This window comes from Nostoc sp. LPT (assembly GCF_017115165.1).
Taxonomy (GTDB): Bacteria; Cyanobacteriota; Cyanobacteriia; order Cyanobacteriales; family Nostocaceae; genus Nostoc.
Map to the genome: position 1 here is coordinate 16,731 of NZ_JABXKF010000150.1, position 16,050 is coordinate 32,780.

The 16,050-nt window shown below is 41.1% G+C and carries 12 protein-coding genes and 1 tRNA gene; 5 read left to right on the plus strand and 8 right to left on the minus strand.

The genetic code is table 11. The annotated features are described in order from the left end of the window. Positions 1–342: 342 nt before the first annotated feature. The 5 genes from HWQ58_RS29335 to HWQ58_RS29355 form a co-directional block, all read right to left on the minus strand. Positions 343–3,387, minus strand: coding sequence for a hybrid sensor histidine kinase/response regulator (locus tag HWQ58_RS29335; protein WP_292870932.1), 3,045 nt, complete (start codon positions 3,385–3,387; stop codon positions 343–345). A 233-nt stretch (positions 3,388–3,620) separates the two neighbouring features. Then, positions 3,621–6,446, minus strand: coding sequence for a methyl-accepting chemotaxis protein (locus HWQ58_RS29340; protein ID WP_292870934.1), 2,826 nt, complete (start codon positions 6,444–6,446; stop codon positions 3,621–3,623). A gap of 62 nt (positions 6,447–6,508) precedes the next feature. After that, positions 6,509–7,006, minus strand: a complete 498-nt coding sequence (locus tag HWQ58_RS29345; protein WP_292870936.1) for a chemotaxis protein CheW — start codon at positions 7,004–7,006, stop codon at positions 6,509–6,511. 4 nt (positions 7,007–7,010) lie between these two features. Next, positions 7,011–7,388: a response regulator gene (locus HWQ58_RS29350; RefSeq protein ID WP_069071198.1), complete on the minus strand. Its 378-nt coding sequence runs from the start codon at positions 7,386–7,388 to the stop codon at positions 7,011–7,013. A 61-nt stretch (positions 7,389–7,449) separates the two neighbouring features. After that, positions 7,450–8,517 carry a response regulator gene (locus tag HWQ58_RS29355; RefSeq protein ID WP_292870938.1) on the minus strand — a complete coding sequence of 356 codons (1,068 nt, stop codon included), beginning with the start codon at positions 8,515–8,517 and terminating at the stop codon, positions 7,450–7,452. An 862-nt stretch (positions 8,518–9,379) separates the two neighbouring features. Here HWQ58_RS29355 and HWQ58_RS29360 point away from each other — a divergent pair. After that, the gene (locus HWQ58_RS29360; RefSeq protein ID WP_292870940.1) at positions 9,380–9,634 is read left to right on the plus strand and encodes a hypothetical protein; all 255 of its coding nucleotides are present in this window, start codon (positions 9,380–9,382) and stop codon (positions 9,632–9,634) included. Here HWQ58_RS29360 and HWQ58_RS29365 read toward each other — a convergent pair. Then, positions 9,626–9,742, minus strand: coding sequence for an STAS-like domain-containing protein (locus HWQ58_RS29365; RefSeq protein WP_292870942.1), 117 nt, complete (start codon positions 9,740–9,742; stop codon positions 9,626–9,628). The two genes, HWQ58_RS29360 and HWQ58_RS29365, sit on opposite strands and share 9 nt — an antisense overlap. Positions 9,743–10,032: 290 nt before the next feature. Between HWQ58_RS29365 and HWQ58_RS29370 the strand changes: the two genes are divergently transcribed. Further along, a complete protein-coding gene (locus HWQ58_RS29370; RefSeq protein WP_292870944.1) occupies positions 10,033–10,326 on the plus strand; it encodes a hypothetical protein in 294 nt (97 codons plus the stop codon). 3 nt (positions 10,327–10,329) lie between these two features. Here the strand turns inward: HWQ58_RS29370 and HWQ58_RS29375 are convergent. Further along, positions 10,330–10,411: transfer RNA gene (locus tag HWQ58_RS29375), tRNA-Leu, on the minus strand. A gap of 177 nt (positions 10,412–10,588) precedes the next feature. Beyond that, positions 10,589–11,776: an alanine racemase gene (gene alr / locus HWQ58_RS29380; RefSeq protein WP_292870946.1), complete on the minus strand. Its 1,188-nt coding sequence runs from the start codon at positions 11,774–11,776 to the stop codon at positions 10,589–10,591. Between the two features lie 509 nt (positions 11,777–12,285). On the opposite strand from alr, the gene HWQ58_RS29385 reads away from it, so the two are divergent. The 3 genes from HWQ58_RS29385 to sixA all read left to right on the plus strand — a co-directional run bounded on the left by HWQ58_RS29385 (position 12,286) and on the right by sixA (position 16,007). Next, positions 12,286–12,783: an HNH endonuclease gene (locus tag HWQ58_RS29385; protein ID WP_094349059.1), complete on the plus strand. Its 498-nt coding sequence runs from the start codon at positions 12,286–12,288 to the stop codon at positions 12,781–12,783. A gap of 669 nt (positions 12,784–13,452) precedes the next feature. Further along, complete coding sequence (locus HWQ58_RS29390) at positions 13,453–14,736, plus strand: bifunctional oligoribonuclease/PAP phosphatase NrnA (RefSeq protein WP_292870948.1); 1,284 nt, start codon at positions 13,453–13,455, stop codon at positions 14,734–14,736. A 776-nt stretch (positions 14,737–15,512) separates the two neighbouring features. Further along, complete coding sequence (gene sixA, locus HWQ58_RS29395; RefSeq protein WP_292870950.1) at positions 15,513–16,007, plus strand: phosphohistidine phosphatase SixA; 495 nt, start codon at positions 15,513–15,515, stop codon at positions 16,005–16,007. Positions 16,008–16,050 lie beyond the last annotated feature (43 nt).

Consider the following 16,050-nt stretch of genomic DNA (forward strand, 5'->3'; position numbering starts at 1 on the left):
GAAGACCGCGCTGCTTCACCGCTTTGCGTCTACGTTCAAAAAATTGACATTTAGAAAGAGTTTGAGTCTTAACCCAAGACGTATTGGGTTTTGTCTGTGTAGCCGCGACTTATAGTCACCAAGGCTGGAAGTCAAAACAAGCGGTGCGTTAGCCTTTGGCGTAACGCACCCTACTGGCGTGGCAAGCTTAAAATGGTGCAATAAATTTTCTTGTGGTGTGGGCCGGAAAGCCCGCACTGGACGGGCGAGACGCCCATCCTACAAGAGGAAAGCTAATGCACTATTTTAGCCTTGACACGCTACTACGAAAATATCTGAAACCTAATTATGAATTATCAATTTTTAATTAGAAGCTGCCTTTTCTGCAACATTACGAATTATTTCCTCCAGCGTTTGGAGTAATTCTTGCTCGTTATAAGGTTTAGAAAAATAAGCTCGTGCCCCCAATTGCATAGCCAGTTGCCGATGTTTATTGCTGCTACGAGAAGTCAGCATTGCAACTGGAATATTTTTTGTATCAACGTCTGAATTTATCTTACCTAAAAAGCCATAACCATCAAGGCGAGGCATTTCAATATCACAAATTACCGCCTCAACTCTCAATCCACTATGGAGTTTTTCTAAGGCATCTTGACCATCTTTAGCTTGCTCTACTTGATACCCTCCCTTTTCAAGGGTCAAAGCTAAAAAGCGGCGAACATTAATTGAATCATCTACAATCAAAATGGTGCCTTTCTGCTTTATAGATGCTGCTGATATTTTCTCTTCATCAAATATTAAGAACGGTGTTTTTAACCTTGCTGATGGTAATTGAGTGCCTCTGGGAGTCCGCGGATTGGTAGCAATCCAATACAGCAACTCATTGACATTCACTAGTGGCACTACTCGACCATCACCGAGAATTGTGCAGTTGCTGAAGCCTTCAGGTAAAGGTATATTCCCTTCAACTTGGCGAATCGCAACTTCCTGTTCACCCCAGCAACGATCTATTTGGATTGCAACTGGCTGATTATTACCTTTGACTACTAACACACTGTTAGTACTAATGGCTGCCGGAATTTCCAACTCTGGGCTATCGTAGCGTAGGCAATTAAACTCTAAATAACGAATTAAGCGAATCAGTGGCAGCATGGTTCCTTGCCAATTTAAAACTTCGCTACCAGCCATCTCGAAAACTCGCTCGTCTTGCAGTAAAGATATTTCTGAAATGACATCTGTGGGAAATGCTAATAGAATCTTATTGATTTCTACTAGCAAAACTCGCGCAACGGAAAGTGTAAACGGTACTGAGAGGGTGAAGGTAGTACCAACTCCTGGTTCTGTATCAACTTTCACATCTCCTCGAATCAGTTTGAGGTTGTTGCGAACCACATCCATACCGACACCGCGACCAGATAATGCTGTGACTTGCTCGGAGGTGGTAAAACCTGGTTCAAAAATTAGTGATAATAGTTCTTCATCACTAGCATTAGCGAGTAAAGAAACATCCAATCCCATCGCTAGGGCGCGGGTGCGAATTTTCTCCAGAGAAATGCCCCAACCATCATCACGGATGGTGATGATGGTGCGATTACTGCGGTGAGTAGCTGTAATTTCAATTAATCCTTGTTCTGGTTTACCCAAAAGGCGACGCGTGGTAGAGTCTTCGATACCATGATCGAAAGCGTTCCTTAATAGGTGCATCAAAGGTTCGTTTAAAGCTTCTAAAATGCTGCGTTCAATTAAAGTGTTGCCACCTTCAATTTTTAACTGGACATTTTTTCCATACTCGACATTTAAATCGCGCAAGGCTCTGGGAAAACGTTCAATTAAATCGGACAGTGGCCGCATTCGGATGTGATTTAGCTTTGTCTGTAACTGTTTTGATGTTTTGTTTAGTTTCCGAGCAATATGGTCTGTATCATCTACACTGAGTTGCACATCTGTTGTAACTTCCTGTACCTGAACAATGGTTTCCATAACTTCCTGCGATCGCAGGTTTAATTCGTTATAGCGATCCATTTCTAAGGCATCAAATTCTGTGTTTATACCTTGTACTTGGTGGTCATTTCCAGCTTGCATCTGTGCCCCATTAGACATGGTAGCTTGAGTGGAAATTTTGTCGGAGACTATACGTAATTCCTGGTTTTCGCGGTCGAGAACTTGGACTCGCTGGTTGAGGTTACGAACGAGTTTGCGTAATCTTTCTAGTTGTGAGTTTAACCCATTGCGCTGAACAATCAGTTCGCTAAATAAATCATTAATTTGCTCTAGTTGTTTGCTAGGAACTCGGACGCTATTTTCATGATTTTCTCGTTCTTTACCAACGGCAACTGGCTCACCTTTCCCTTCGCTAAATTTGGCATCTGGAGGATTATCTTCTTTAGCAAATATTGTATTGTGTTCGGTGACATTAACAGCATTTACGTCATCGGCAAATTCTGCATCTACAAATGTAAAATTGGCTGCGATACCTACGGTGGGCTGCGCCAACGCTTCATCTTTAGTCCAAGTTTCTGGAGTTATCTCTGCTTGCCAAACAGCTGTTGACACTACTTCTGTGTCGATAACATCTGTGGGGAGAAGCTGTGGTATTACTTGTGCTGGTAATAGTGGCTGGGATTGCGTAGAACTACTCAAGTCAATTTCTGTAGGTAAGTTATCTAGCTGATTTGTCAACACCAAAGCTTGCGATCGCCGCCATGCTTGCAATGCTAACTGGGCAATTTCGGGAATGCGTTCGCTACTAACAGTTTCCAAATGCTGCGTTACCGACTCACAAAGCTTGCTAAAAGCTGGCAACTGGAGCATTTCCCCTAAACCGCCTAATTCAGCTGCCAGAATCGCAATTTCTTCATGCAATCCAGGTTGTTTAGTATCTGCCAATATAGATTCTAGACGCTGCAAACACTCTTCTACTTCTGTGGCAAATAGCAAAGGGATAACGTCTTGCCCCTCCTCTGGGGATAGCATAGTTGAGGCATCTTCTGGGGTGGGGTCGCCCAAGCGATCATGCAACTCATCAAAAATTGGATAACAAAAAGTTGCTAACCACTGATCTTCAACAACATTCCCTTCTGCAAGCAATTCTACAATTTGACGCAGCCAGTCAACTCCAGATAGCAATAAACTTTGCAACTGAGTATCAATTTCTAAAGAATTTTTTTTAGTTTTTAAAACTTTAAAGGAATCTTCCAGACGGTGAGATAAATCACTTAGCGATTTAAATCCCATCATCCCCGCGCCACCTTTAATAGAATGAGTGGCCCGGAGTGCAGCATTGATTTTATCCAAATCGATGCGGTTACTAGTATCGATTTCTAGCAATACCCCTTCTAAGGTATTTAAGTAATCTGTTGCTTCTTCCAGAAACTGCATCTGGATTTCTAGTTCTTTGTCTTGTAGCATGGTTTTTGTCCTTAGTCATTGTTTATTGGTCATTAGTCATTAGTCATTAGTCATTGGTCACTTGTACTGAGCGACTTGTGCCGAGGTAAGTCGTTGGCGCAGCCTCTCGTAGAGAAGTATTGGTCATTAGTAAAAGGACAAAGGACAAATGACAACGGACAAATAACAAAAGTCATTCATCATTGGTCACTAGCAAATTGCAAAGGACAAAGGACAAATGACAAATGACAAATTTAACTAACTTTGAAAGCCTCAACAGTCTCTTGCAACTGCTGGGAAATCTCCACAGTTTGTTGTAAAGATTGGGAAACTTGGTGAGAAGAATCGCTGGTGCGTTGTGATATAGCAGCGATATCTTTCATCAATTGGCTAACACTTTGCGATGTTTCCACCTGAGATGCTGTTGCAGTAGAAATCGATTGCACTAAGGAGTCAATTTGACACGATACATCTAAAATTTCACTCAGACTTTGTTTCGCCTCCTCTACAATTCGAGTACCTTCTACCACTTGGGTAGTGCCTATTTCCATTGCTTGCACTACTTCACTGGTTTCTCGTTGAATATTTTCAACAATTTGCTCAATTTCTTGGGTTGCTGCGGCACTCCTGACTGCTAGTTCGCCAACTTCTTCAGCCACTACAGCAAAACCTTGACCTTCTTCACCCGCACGTGCTGCTTCAATGCCGGCGTTAATAGCAAGTAAGTTGGTTTGAATCGCGATTTGGTTAATCAAAGAAACCACGCGAGAAATTTGTTGCGAAGACTCTCCCAAACGTTTCACTTTCTTGGCAGTTTCACCCACAGTTTCCCGCAAAGAGAGGATATTTTGTACTGTCAAATCCATCGCGTGTCCGCTATTGGTGGCGGTGTGAGCAGCATGGTTAGCAATGAATGCAGCTTTTTCGGCACTTTCGGCTACAGCTTTCATGGATTGGGTCATTTGGTCAACAGCATCAAGGGTGCGGTTGATTTCGGCAGCTTGGGTGAGCGCTTCCTCTGCTAGGTGGCGGATGGCTCCTTCGTTAGAGCCAATGGCACTATTTACATGGATAGCAGCTTGTTTAACTTGAGTAACAATATCCCGGAGGCTTTCCACAATGGAGTTAAAGAAGTCGGCAACAGTACCGATTTCCCCAGCGGTTACGTCTGCACGCACTGTCAAGTCGCCTCTGGCTGCACCTTCTACCTCGTTGAGTAGTTGTAAAAGTTGTTGTTGCAGTGTTTCGTTTTCTTGCCGTTCTTCGTCTGAACCGGTTACAGCAACGTTTCTGACTTTTTCTATCTCTTCTAATAATTTGGCTTGTTCTAAGGCATAGCCGACTTGAGTTGCTATCTGTTGAAACAAGTCAATTTCTGCCTGTTGCCAAACACGAGGAGTTTCGCAATGATGAGCAATTAATAAGCCTAAAAGTTTTTCTTGGGCAAGAATCGGTACGATTAAATGACCTTTGACAGCAAATTTTTCCAACAGTTGGATGTAACCATCGGCATTTTTCAGGCTTTGGTCTTGATGAATATTGGCAACTGCTTGCACCTGTTGATCGCGATCGCTTTCTAGATAATGTTCCCGAAAATAGGAGTGATCAATTTGCACTCCCAGCATTTCCGGCCAATTACCAGTTACCGATTCCGCAACGACAACGCCAGGCAAAGTACCTGGATTCAGACTATAAATGATTACCCGGTCTGTTTTGAGGATTTGCTGAACTTCTTTGACTGTTGCGTGATAAATATCTTCAGTTTTGAGAATTTTCCGAATCCGTAGGGTAATATCTGCTAGTAATTTTGCCCCTTCAACGTCCAGTTCTTGTTGCTGTTCCTTTAAGACCTGCAATTGTTCAGCCATCTGGTTGAAATTTGCACTCAATACCCCTAATTCGTCTTCTCTTTCAATTTCCAGACGGGTATTAAATTTACCTTGACCTAACTTTGCTAATGCCGCAGTTGCATTGAGAATTGGCTGTGTAGTCAGTTTAGCCAACCGAGATGCGATCGCACCCACAATCAATGCTGTCACTGCTGTACCAATGGCTATAGTCCACAATAATTGTCTTTGCGGTTCAAATACAGTTGCGGTGTCTGTAGATAAAAGTACCTGCCAGTTTAAATCAGGTAAGCCATCTATAGTACTAGCTGGTACATAACTAACTAGTTTTTGTTTTTTGTGAGTTTTGGGAACTTCTATAAAACTATCTACCTTTTTAGCTGCTAGCAGTTTAGGTAAATTAGAATACTCTCCCTTGGCCTGTTTGCCTAATAATTCCTTTTGAGGACTTAAGAAAACTGTTCCCGAAGCATTAAGCAAATGGTATTGTTGTCCGTTGGCTGCGTAGTTTCTGATAACTTCCTCTAAAGATTTTCCGGGCATACGTGCTTGTACTACACCAATGGTTTGGCCCGTCCTTGTCTCTTTCACAGGTGCGGCTAGATAAATACTCACAACACCAGTATTTTTTGCTGCTTCCGGTTTGCTGATGACAGGAGTATCTTTTTGTAAAGCGTCTTGAAAATAGGTACGGTCTTTTTGATTTTCCAGGGATTCGCCTGTGGATTGGACAATCAAGTTACCTTGGCGATCAAAAACAGCAATACTGTCATAAGCTTTGTAGGCTTCGACAACCCGATCTAAGACTGCTTGCTTTTCCTGAGTACTAATACTAGCTTGAGAATTTGTCAAAAATAGCAAGTTTGATATTACCTGAATATCACCGTAGCGTCCCAGCATGAAGCGGTTAACTTTATCACTTAAGCCAGTGGCTTCGGCTTGTTGAGATTGGGTAATTTGCTTAGTAATAGATTTGTTAGCAAAACCAAAAGCGATCGCACCGATGCCCAAAACTGGTATTGTACCGATTGCGATCGCTAAAATAGTCGCTTTCTTAACCAATCCCAGCCTTGTCAAATAGGCAATCCCTTGATTCAAAGAAGAATTATTAGCAGTTTCAGTAGTCAGCTTAGTTGGTAGTTTTACTACAGTTACAATGGCTTTTTGGGATGAAATCAGTGAGGCTCGATTTTGAGCGCCATTACCTTGATTCGTGTTAGTTTTATTAAACATAAAAGTAGTTCTCCTAAGTATGTGAATAAGAACACTAAAAAAAAGATTTTTAGTAGTAAACCCTAATCACTGCGGAGAATAGAAGACTGCACAATTGCCTGTGCATCTAATACCAGTAATATTTCTTTCTGTTGCACAACGCACCCACATAAATAAGGAACTAAACTGGATGCCACTTGTCCGATAGGAGAATGAATATCATCAACTATGAACTTGGTTGTACCTTTTATTTCTTGTACAACTAAGCCCAACACTAATGATTCCACTTGGATAACGATCACATTGTATTGTCGCAGTCGATAATCTAGGGATTCTAAATTGAGCATTCTTGGTAAATCAACTATCCAAATTATCCGACTCCGCCAATTCATTAATCCTAATATGCAGGACGGCATATTGGGCATTGACGTAATAGATTCAATAGGCACAAGAATTGCTTCTTGCGTATGCCTCATTGATAAAACAGCAGTAGTTTGTTGATTTAGCTGAAACTTTAGATAACCATCTGCTAAATTATTTGGGATTGGTTTTGAAGAAAGAGTAATGTTTGTACTAGTCATTGATTCAAATTACCACTGATTTAATAGTACGTAGCAGATGTTCGCGGGTGTAAGGTTTAGTTATATAGGCATCTGCACCTTGTCTCATTGCCCACAACCGGTCAATCTCTTGATTTTTGGAACTACAAACCACAATCGGCACTTTTGCAGTAATCGGATTTCTTCTCAGAGAACGACACAATTCAAATCCACTCATTTCTGGCATTACTACATCAGTAACGATCGCATCTGGTTTTTCTAACACAGCTTTTTCTAAACCTTCTTTTGCACCACTTGCTTTAATTACGTTGTAACCACTCTCTTTGAGATAATGGCTCATTAATTCCAATTCGCTGGGAGAATCTTCTACAATCAAAATTGTGCCAAGCAAAGTCAGGCTCACTAGTAAATCTCCTAAAAAATCAATTAAACATATTTTGTTATTTTTATTTGCCTTATTTCAATCAACCAAGATGCTTAAAAACCATTTTTAGCAATTCTGATTGTGTAAAAGGCTTGGTCAAATATCCTGACGATCTGACCATTTTAGCCTTTGCCCTGTCGATAAATCCTGTTCTACCAGTCACCATAACGATCGGTGTATTTTTAAAAGCTGAATGTTTACGTAATAAGGAACATAGTTCATAGCCATCTAAACTTGGCATTTCAACATCTAACAAAATCAGATCGGGCTTACTCCGCAGAATTTGCATTAAAGCTTTTACCGGATCGTTGATCATCACAACTGAAAATGTGTTTTCATCCAAAAAGTGTTTAATGGAATTCAAAACAGTTTGGCTATCATCAATGCAGGCAATTGTATATAGTTTTTTGCCAACAGGTGGCTGAGTATTTTTATTATTCTCAGGAATATCAAAATTGATTGGTATTGGCAATTTTTGCCCAATCTTTATTTGGATATGTGGCTGAACTTGAGAAGATTGTGTTGTCGAAAAAACTTGAGAACTCCCACCAGCCGGAATTGATGACTGAATATTTTGCCGATTTCGTAATTGCTTTTGACAGTGTTCAACAAGTAACCGTAAATCCAGGTGACAGAACTTTGGTAGTTCATCCAAAGAGCTTTCTGAACTGAATTCATAGCTACCTTCTTTTAAACACAGAAATGATTCCATTACTTCTTTTGCCAATTCATCTATCAGGCTTCCTGCTTGCACAGAGGTAATATATTCCTGATTTACTAACCAACAAATAGCTTGGTAATCTGCATTTGGTATTGATTGATGTTCATTCTTCGTCTCAAACATCAGCCGCATCTGTACACGAGTGGCGCTGTTGAGAGCAGGAATTTGCTGACTCAAGCGCCGCAAGTGACTGTCAAGGCGCTCAAATAGTTTATCTGAATAGGAGGCATAAGTAAGTTTACCGTCCTCTAGATAGATTGACCAAGAAACTATCCCGGTAAATACGCTTAAGCAACCCGTAGCACGCCGACTAGTTAATTGTGCCAACAGAGATAGCGGATGTAGTTTCTGGAACAACCTGTAGCTACCTATAGGAGTTGTGCTCATTTTGCTTTTACTTCAGCTAAATTCGATACGTGTAAGCTAAATTCGTGTAGAGTTATTCCACAATTAAAATCAAGTAAAAAGTATTAAACTTTTGTATTTTAAAGTACATCAGTTTACATCTAGGTTTGTAGTGAAACTCAACGAGAGTAGCGTTATTTTCAGATGAGCAAATCTTAGTAAATTCGTAAATTGTGATTAATCTACTTAGTGTTACTGAGATTTATCAACATCTTTCGAGAAATAAGACATAAAAATGTCAAGACTAGATGAAGCCACTTTCCATTGAGTAACCCCAATCTGACCACAGGAATAATACTGATTTTGTAGAAAGTGATATATTTTAACTTCTGTATTTACACTTAAGTGAAATCTATTTTTAAAAAAAGTAAGAACTATATGAAGCCACTTTTCATTAAATACCCCCGTTGTGACTTCAGGGATAATACTGGTTTTTTTGACAAAAATAAAACAGAATTCAGAAAGACTGGTAAGCGTACTAGAAAAAGGGGTGAAATTATCGGCATTCCCCCTGGTATAGCAACTGCACTTAGTATATGCGTGTTTAAACTGGGTGCGAGAAGGTTTTGTCAAGTACCTTGACCTGGTGCTTAGGGAACTCCAAGAATTAACAATTCAAAATTCACGCATTCAAAATTCAAATATTTTAGACATTTTCATACGGGGATTTAAACCCCGACTGAAAATGATTTGGAGGCGGAGTGGCTCCGACTCCGCGCTACCTGTAGAGGTAGGGGTCTTAAACCCTTTGATTTCCGATAAATTATTTAATTTTGTGGGGTAGACATCTCGCCATTGGTGTCAAGTTAAGAAAAATGGATGGCTGTCAAGAGTGGGCAAATCAATGGTAAAAGTCAATCAACACCCCTGTGTTGAAAAAGCCATGAGTAAACCACGGAAAAAACAAGGGAATCCAGATTTTCGCCATCGAGTCAGCGTACCTGCCCCAGCCAGTCAAGAGATAGAATCACGCTTGTTTGAACTAGTCAGCCCAGGTACATTTGCTAACCTCAAAGGGGTACAAGACAAAGAACGGAGCTTGCGTTCACGAGTACTGAAGAAAGCCGATAAGCTTATCTGGCTGAATATCTCAAAGTAATTGTCCAATGGCAAAATTGAAGAAGGGAGAAGCAAATATTTCCACTCCTGCAAAGTCTAGCTCAACCTGATGCTCTGCTAATAATTCTGGATAAACCAAAGCATACACCTTCTGACCATCGCCCGGTGTAGTACAGTTTTTGCCTATTAAGGTAAGGATTTTATGCTTCGTACTTAAATCTCTCCCTTAAAACAACAGCTTGCAAAGCTTTAGATCGCATAATACCAGGTAAATATTAGTGATGAGCCGTTTTTCTTCGTAAGTAATAATTTTTAAATAATAATTAAGGCTATGATGAGCAAAAATATTCTTTTCCAAATACATTACAGGTGATACTTGCTACTTACCCAATCCCAAAGCTATCAATAGAATAACAACCTGTATCACCTATCACATTCATGAGTGCCGAATATTCCGAAGACCGCCTAGTGCAACAAACTACCACTAACTTCTTTGAACAAACCCTGAAATGGCACTCAGTTTACGCCTATAAAAAGGAAACCTTCGATATAAACGGCACACTAGGACGCAAGGATAAACGGGAAGTTGTCTTCACACGCTATCTGCGCCAAGCACTGGACAAACTTAACCCTGGTCATCCAAAGCAAGTATACGATCATGCGATCGCCCAATTCACTACATCCAATATTTCAGACCAATTTTTCAAAACCCAGAAAATAATCATTTCCTAGTAGTGCGGATGAAAGGACTTGAACCTTCACTCCTTTCGGAACTAGAACCTAAATCTAGCGCGTCTGCCAATTTCGCCACATCCGCATCAGTTTACTATCATACCATAAGAAATTATTTTTGTGAATAGGAAGTGGGGAGATGAGGGAGATCAGGGGGATGAGGGAGATGAAGGAGCAGGGGAGCAGAGGAGAAGTTGGAGTAATGTTTTTCCCCTCTGCCCCTTTGCATCTCTGCCTCTTGTGCCCAATGCTCAATGCCCTATTACATGACTGCAACACGAGGTAGACGATGCTTGAATCCACAGAGAATTTCCCAAGAAATAGTGTTTAATTGTTTTGCCCAGTCGTCCGCTGAAATTTGTTCTTTTCCCTGTTCCCCTAATAAGGTGACTACTTCTCCTTCTTGGATATTGGGTATGGCACTCACATCCAGCATCAACTGATCCATTGTAATTGTCCCAATTTGCGACACGCGCTGACCGCGAATTAACGCCTGCATTTTGTTGGAAAGACTGCGAGGAACACCGTCAGCATAGCCAATTCCCACGACGGCGAGGCGAAGTTCACGTGGAGCGATAAATTGATGGCCGTAGCTAACACCTGTTCCTGCGGCAATTGTTTTAACTTGGGTGACTCGTGCCTTAAGTTCCAAAACAGGCTTGAGGTCGATCGCATTTTGTAAATGCGGTGCTGGGTAGAGTCCATAAACAGCTAAACCTACACGCACCATATCGTAGTGCAATGATGAATCTGTGAGTGCGGCGGCTGAGTTTGCCAAGTGCAAGCAAGGTACTTGAATTCCCATTGCTTTGATTTGAGCGATCGCATCCTCAAATCGTTTATGCTGTTCTTCCATTACCGTGGTATCAGGATCGTCTGCTGTCGCCAAATGAGAATAAATACTAGCAATGTCAAGATGTGGTAATCGCTGCACTAATTGCACAAATTCGCCAGCTTGCCGCCAATTAGTTCCCAATCTAGACATTCCCGTGTCTAATTTAATGTGTACGGGCAGTGGAGAATCATAATTCATCGATTCTAGGGTATCAGAAAATACTAAAGCTTGTTTAGGACTACAGAGTGTGGGCTGAAGTTTCCATTGGGCGATCGCATGAATCTGCTCTAGTGTATGAGTTGCCCCTAAAATCAAAATGGGCGCTTGAATCCTGCCTTCCCGCAATTGAATAGCTTCTGGAACTGTAGCCACTCCCAGGCAACTAGCTCCCGATTGGATGGCAATTTGAGCGACTGTTACCGCTCCATGTCCATAGGCATCAGCTTTTACTACTGCCATCAACTGGGTACGCGGCGATAAAAACTGCACCAATTGCTTTACATTGTACGACAAAGCCTCTAGATCAATTTCGACCCAAGCTCGTTGCGAAAACCACGCGTAGGTGTCGCACTGCTGATTAGGAACTACACCAGGGATTTGTTTGCGACTTAACATTTGTACTGACTCCTATCCCGCCACGGCTAAACTTTCAAGTTATCTATCTATACACGCTCCTAAAAGCGAGATCAGATTAAATAGGAAGTTTAACCTTCAGATTGGAACTGATACAAGATGTTGCGGCGCTAAAGTAGAAGTTAGGAGTTAGAAGTAAATCTTACAGCTCAACTTTTCACTCCGTTCTTCTCTACGAGACGCTGCGCGATTGTGTCAGTCTACGTAAATCTTTATTTAACAGTTACCAGTTACCAGTTATCAGTTACCAGTTATCAGTTAAATCAATTCGGTTTAAGTCCCCCACTAAGAAGGTGGAAAGGGTTGGTGCCGGGTTTAAATCCCCCACCATACGCTTGGTCACTGGTCACTGATCACTGCTTTAAGTATTAAATTTTACTTTATTTATAACTTAATTTCCAAATTCTCTCCCCAGTATAATTTCATCTCATCTCCCTAGCAGGGTGTATTTGTGTTAATATATTGTAAAACTCATACCCTGAGCGCAAATAATGGGGAAGGTTTTAGTCTTAAACGCCTCTTACGAACCTCTCAATATAACGAGTTGGCGTCGTGCTGTAGTTCTTTTAATCAAGGGCAAAGCAGAACGCGTGGAACACAATGGGAAATTTCTGTACACGGATTTCCCGTTGCCGACCGTGATCCGGTTGCGTCATTATGTACGCGTTCCTTATAAAGAAATCCCTCTAACTCGCCGAAATATATTGCACCGTGATGGTCATGCCTGTCAATACTGTGGTTACACAGGTGATGAGTTGACGCTAGACCATGTAATACCGCGATCGCGCGGTGGGGGCGATACTTGGGAGAATATTGTTACCGCTTGTGTCCGTTGCAATGTCAAAAAAGGCAGTCGGACTCCTCACGAAGCTCACATGCCTTTGCGTCATCCCCCGCGCCAACCTTATAGTAGTCTTTATTTCGAGGTCAGCAAACATCTTAAGAGTGGACTACACACAGAGTGGCAAAAGTATGTTATAGGTCTTTGAGCAAAAAATTAGAGGAGCAAAGGCAAAAGAAGAAATACCCTCTTTCTTTAAGACATAGCCAATAACTTTTAGTTATGGAGTGTTAAAAATTTGGTGGCTATATGGCTTGCAACGAAGGCAATTGCATCAACTATCAAGCTTTCAAATTTGTTGTATGTATAGATATATAGAGTTTCCCCTTTACTCTTTATTCCCACTGTCTTTTGCCTTGGACTTTCGACTTTACTCTAAATTCTCAGAATTTTCAAAAGAGATACGAAACACGCGTTTTTCATCAAAAATAATTGTTAATTGCTCAATAGTCACAATAATGAGAATACTAAGCATAAGAATATTTCAAAGATCAAGGACTAATCCTAAAGTATAAGATAGAAAGTATACCCTAAGTTAGATAAAAATCACCCCGATTCAATTTACGAAAGAGAAAAAACTCCTAAAACATATTTATGCTGCCAGATACAGCCCAATATCCTAAACTTCCTTACTGTATGCCCTTTAGTGGAAGTTAGTTGATTGTTAAGCGCTGTTACTGACAAGAAATATACTTAGATGTATAGTGCAATGTCTTGAGATTTTTGCGAAGATCGTAATTAATGTGGCTAAATTCAGTGAATTGCTGCTCGTAGTATTTCTGAATTAAAGGAGCCTCACACTTTAAAAAAGTTCCCTATGTACTTTAATTCTCCCGTTACTCAGTTTGAGAGTTTGTCATTGACCACAGAGCCAAACCCAGAGGAACCTGAAATCGAGAAAGCGCCAGTGGAAGTTGCATTTAAAAGTCCGTCATTACCGCCATCGGTAGGTGATGGGACTATATACCTCGGTCAGCGTAGTAATTCTCTGGCACAACAAAAGTCAGAAGAACTACAAAAAACCCTTTTGGCACACCGACACGATCGCCAACTGGTTATTCTGCAAGATTTTCCTGACCCTGATGCCCTTTCCTGTGCCTGGGCTTATCAGTTAATTGCCCAGCAATATGATATCAAATGTGAAATCATTTATGCTGGCGCATTGAGCCATCAAGAAAATATTGCCTTGGTAAGGCTGACTAATTTACCTATTCAACGCTGGACAACGCAAACCTTGAAAACCAAAGATTTGTCATCTTATCAAGGTTTTGTATTAATTGACAACCAGGGAACCACTTCACAACTACTCTCAGTGGTGCAGCAGGCTGGAATTCCTTTAGTGGTACTCATCGATCATCACAGTATCCAAGGCGATCTGCAATCAGAGTTTGAGGATATTCGTCCTTATGTAAGAGCGACGGCAACAATTTTTACTCAATACCTGCAAACAGGATTATTAGCATTAGATAGCAGCATAAATCAACATGTCAAATGCGCTACTGCCTTGATGCATGGCTTGCGATCGGATACAAATCGGCTCATGCAAGCCCAAGAAGAAGATTTTATGGCAGCGGCGTATTTAAGCCGATTTTATGACGCCCAACTGCTGAATGCCATTTTACAGGCCAACCGTTCCAAGCGGGTAATGGATGTGATCGAGCGATCGCTCAAAAACCGCATCGTCCAAAATAACTTTTCCATTGCTGGTGTTGGTTATTTACGCTACGAAGATCGTGATGCCATCCCCCAAGCGGCTGATTTTCTCGTTACCGAAGAAAACGTCCACACCGCCGTAGTTTATGGCATTGTTCACGATGAAGACGAAGAATTAGAAATAGTGATTGGCTCCCTGAGAACCAGCAAACTCACCCTTGACCCCGATGAATTCATCAAAGAAGCCTTTGGACAAGATAGTGCAGGGCGTTTTTTCGGCGGTGGAAGGACAAGCGCAGGTGGCTTTGAAATTCCGATGGGATTCTTATCTGGCAGCAACGAAAATTCCGCTTATGCGAAAATGAAATGGGAAGTATTCGACGCTCAAATTAAGCAAAAACTGCTGAGGTTAGTTAATCCTAGAGATAATCCAATTCAGTCGGAGTAGAGGGAACTCAAGGAGACGCCGAGAACTCCTAACTAATGCAGCAGTCAAAGTGTTTGTTCATATAGCATCCCTTCCCGATTTTTGATAAAAGTCGGGAATTTAGGTTTTATAACGAATGCTGAACTAAATCAAAGTTAACTTGCGCCTACCTATTTATTTGTGAAGAAGGAGCGCCATGAAGTCTATAAAACTCAAAATCTTACAAACTCTGTATAAGCAAGATTTTTCAACTTGGAGAATGTTCAAAATCACCAGATTTTCCCAATTTTGTAGGTTTAAAGTCTTTTGTTAGAGATTATTTGGGGCGTAAAGGATATTCCTTTAATTCATCTTATGCCCTAATTAACCTTTTGGAAGATAAAGGTAAAATCGAAATTTATGAAGTACCAAATCCTTATGGAGCATTTAACACAACTGCTATTAAATTAATAGAATAAATTTATTTTCAATGCAATAGACGGAGAAAAGCCTTTAGTGGAGTTAGCGAAGCTTCCTCTACTCAATTGTGGCGTTAAACCGCTAAACCACCATTTTAAAGTCACATGACTAACTCAAGCATCGTTGATACTGATATTTTAATTGATGTAGGTCGCGGTGTTCTTGAAGCAGTAAAGTGTTTGCAAAATCTGAAAGCGGCCTAACGCCGCATTACACCGGACAAATGGCAGATTAACGAATACGTAATAATGATTAAAATTAGTATAGGTTAATTGACAGCAGACGTAAATCCTAACTAAGCACGGGCTACGCCCAGCTATGCTAACAGAACTCAAAGTATGGAACTATATTTAATTCGTCATGGCATCGCCGAAGACAAGGGATTAGGCATCAAGGATGAGGAGCGCAGCCTTACCAAAGAAGGAAGGCAAAAAACCGAAAAAGTTGCCCAGAAACTTGTTAAATTAGGTTTAAACTTTGATTTAATTCTCACCAGTCCCTTAGTGCGGGCCCGCCAAACGGCTGAAATCCTGATAGCAGAAAAACTAAGCTCCCAGTTAGAGGAATCTAGCCACCTCGCCCACGACGGTCAAATCTCTAGTTGGCTAAAAGACTGGTTAGAACCGAGAAATTATTCCCTAAATACCCAACTGGCGCTCGTTGGACATGAACCTGATTTGAGCAAATGGGCAGAAATTCTCCTGTGGGGGGAAGTCAAAGCAAGCTTAGTCTTGAAAAAAGCAGGTATGATTGGGATAAAACTACCAGAAACAGGTTCTGCTCTGGGTCGTAGTCAGATGTTTTGGTTGACACCACCCAAGTACCTGCTATAACAGTTTTTCAACATTTTCGATTGTTGTTAGAACGACTACTGTT

What these genes read in the sequence shown, in the direction of transcription:
- HWQ58_RS29335 (WP_292870932.1), bottom strand. Translation starts at nt 3,387, where the DNA reads ATGCTACAAGACAAAGAACTAGAAATCCAGATGCAGTTTCTGGAAGAA.
- HWQ58_RS29340 (WP_292870934.1), bottom strand. Translation starts at nt 6,446, where the DNA reads ATGTTTAATAAAACTAACACGAATCAAGGTAATGGCGCTCAAAATCGA.
- HWQ58_RS29345 (WP_292870936.1), bottom strand. Translation starts at nt 7,006, where the DNA reads ATGACTAGTACAAACATTACTCTTTCTTCAAAACCAATCCCAAATAAT.
- HWQ58_RS29355 (WP_292870938.1), bottom strand. Translation starts at nt 8,517, where the DNA reads ATGAGCACAACTCCTATAGGTAGCTACAGGTTGTTCCAGAAACTACAT.
- HWQ58_RS29360 (WP_292870940.1), top strand. Translation starts at nt 9,380, where the DNA reads ATGGTAAAAGTCAATCAACACCCCTGTGTTGAAAAAGCCATGAGTAAA.
- HWQ58_RS29370 (WP_292870944.1), top strand. Translation starts at nt 10,033, where the DNA reads ATGAGTGCCGAATATTCCGAAGACCGCCTAGTGCAACAAACTACCACT.
- alr (WP_292870946.1), bottom strand. Translation starts at nt 11,776, where the DNA reads ATGTTAAGTCGCAAACAAATCCCTGGTGTAGTTCCTAATCAGCAGTGC.
- HWQ58_RS29385 (WP_094349059.1), top strand. Translation starts at nt 12,286, where the DNA reads ATGGGGAAGGTTTTAGTCTTAAACGCCTCTTACGAACCTCTCAATATA.
- HWQ58_RS29390 (WP_292870948.1), top strand. Translation starts at nt 13,453, where the DNA reads ATGTACTTTAATTCTCCCGTTACTCAGTTTGAGAGTTTGTCATTGACC.
- sixA (WP_292870950.1), top strand. Translation starts at nt 15,513, where the DNA reads ATGGAACTATATTTAATTCGTCATGGCATCGCCGAAGACAAGGGATTA.